The organism is Streptococcus hyointestinalis (assembly GCF_041225505.1).
Taxonomy (GTDB): domain Bacteria; phylum Bacillota; class Bacilli; order Lactobacillales; family Streptococcaceae; genus Streptococcus; species Streptococcus hyointestinalis_B.
The window spans coordinates 1-1,789 of the sequence record NZ_JBCLSK010000083.1 but is presented as its reverse complement, the minus strand read 5'-3'; the positions used below and the strand labels follow the sequence as shown (position 1 = coordinate 1,789).

Below are 1,789 nucleotides of genomic sequence, written 5' to 3'. Positions count from 1 at the left end.
CAGCCGAGAACACTCTTGACTTTAGTCATGAGATGAATCGGCTTCAGTTGTTGCCTAACTTGAGTTAGGTAAAACAACTGAAAAATAAGAGTAAAATATTTCTTCAATACCTTGCTATCATTGACTGTGTTTGATGACATATGTTAGAATGGTTGCGAGATATTTCTTATGTCAGAAGTTCACCACGGTCGTGGTTATGTCTATAGTATTCAATATCATCTTGTGTGGTGTGTTAAGTACCGCCATAAACTCCTGTATGGTTCTGTAGATAAAGATTTACAGGACTTGCTCCGACAAATTGCAGAAGATAAAGGTATCACTATTTTAGAGATGGAAAGTGATAAAGACCATATCCATCTCCTAATAGATTGTAAGCCCCACCACTATATTCCTAACCTGGTTAAAGCTCTAAAAGGTGTCTCCGCACGCTTATTGTTCAAGAAACATCCTGAATTGAAACGAAGATTGTGGAGAGGAAACCTCTGGAATGCCTCCTACTTCATCGCCACAGTTAGTGAGAATACTGAAGAGCAGATTAGACGCTATATCCAAAATCAAAAACAGAAATGAGGTGAGTTCCCTTGCTAAGATATAAAGCCTATAAATACCGTATCTATCCGACGATAGAACAGGAAATTCTAATAGCTAAAACCATTGGGTGTTCTCGCTTCATCTTCAATCATTTCTTGGCTAAATGGAATGAAACCTACGAGCAAACTGGTAAAGGATTGACCTATTCCAAATGTTCTGCCGAGCTTCCGAAAATGAAGAAGAATGAGGAAACTGCTTGGTTGAAAGAAGTGGATAGTATCGCCTTGCAGGCTTCGCTGGAGAACCTAGCAGATAGTTTCTCTCGATTCTTCAAGAAACAGAATCAACGCCCACGTTTCAAAAGTAAATCTAATCCTGTTCAATCCTATACCACTAAGAATGTAAATGGTTCTATCGAATTGCGTGATAAGATTATCAAATTACCTAAACTAGGTTTGGTCAAGGTAAAGAATAGCCAAGACCATAACGGCAGAATTATCAATGCGACAATTCGTAAGACGGTAAGCGGAAAATTCTTCGTCTCTCTACTAGTTGAAAAGGAAATCTACCCACTTCCGAAAACGGGGCGTCTGTTGGCATCGACCTAGGTATCGAGAACTTCGCTATTCTCTCCACTGGTGAAAAAGTTGGTAATGAACGGTTTCTGAAGAACCTGTCTAAGAAGTTAGCTAAGGAACAAAAAATACTATCTCGACGTGCCTTGGGTGCTAAAAAGGCAGGAAAGAAACTATCCGAGAGTGCTAATTACCAAAAGCAACGTATCAAGGTTGCTAAAATCCATGAGAAGATTGCCAATAACGTAAGGACTTTCTCAATAAGCTCAGTATGGATATTATCAAGAATCACGATATTATCTGTATTGAGGACTTATCGAGTAAAAACCTGATGACTAATCACAAGTTAGCGAAATCTATTGGCGATGTCTCATGGTCTGAATTTGTGAGAATGTTGGAATATAAGGCTGAATGGTATGAGAAACAAGTATCAAAAATCAGTCGTTGGTATCCATCATCTCAACTATGTTCAGATTGCGGTCACAACTCTGGAAAGAAACCACTCAATATCCGAAATTGGACTTGCGAGAATTGTGGTTCTTATCATGATAGAGACATCAACGCTAGTATCAATATCCTAAATGAAGGATTGAGACTAGCCTAGTCCAAAACAAATGAACCGTAGGAACTACGGGGATAGCTTGGTCAATTAGTGTAACCTCTGTTGGTTAGTCAGCTAATCA

At 39.0% G+C, this 1,789-nt stretch carries 1 protein-coding gene and 1 pseudogene; both read left to right on the top strand.

The features are described 5' to 3' along the window. The first annotated feature begins 168 nt into the window (after window positions 1-168). On the top strand, window positions 169-570 hold the full coding sequence (tnpA, locus tag AALA56_RS09985; RefSeq protein WP_369909884.1) for an IS200/IS605 family transposase: 402 nt from the start codon (window positions 169-171) through the stop codon (window positions 568-570). Window positions 571-581: 11 nt separating this feature from the next. Further along, window positions 582-1,710, top strand: a pseudogene (gene tnpB / locus AALA56_RS09980) (IS200/IS605 family element RNA-guided endonuclease TnpB). Window positions 1,711-1,789 lie beyond the last annotated feature (79 nt).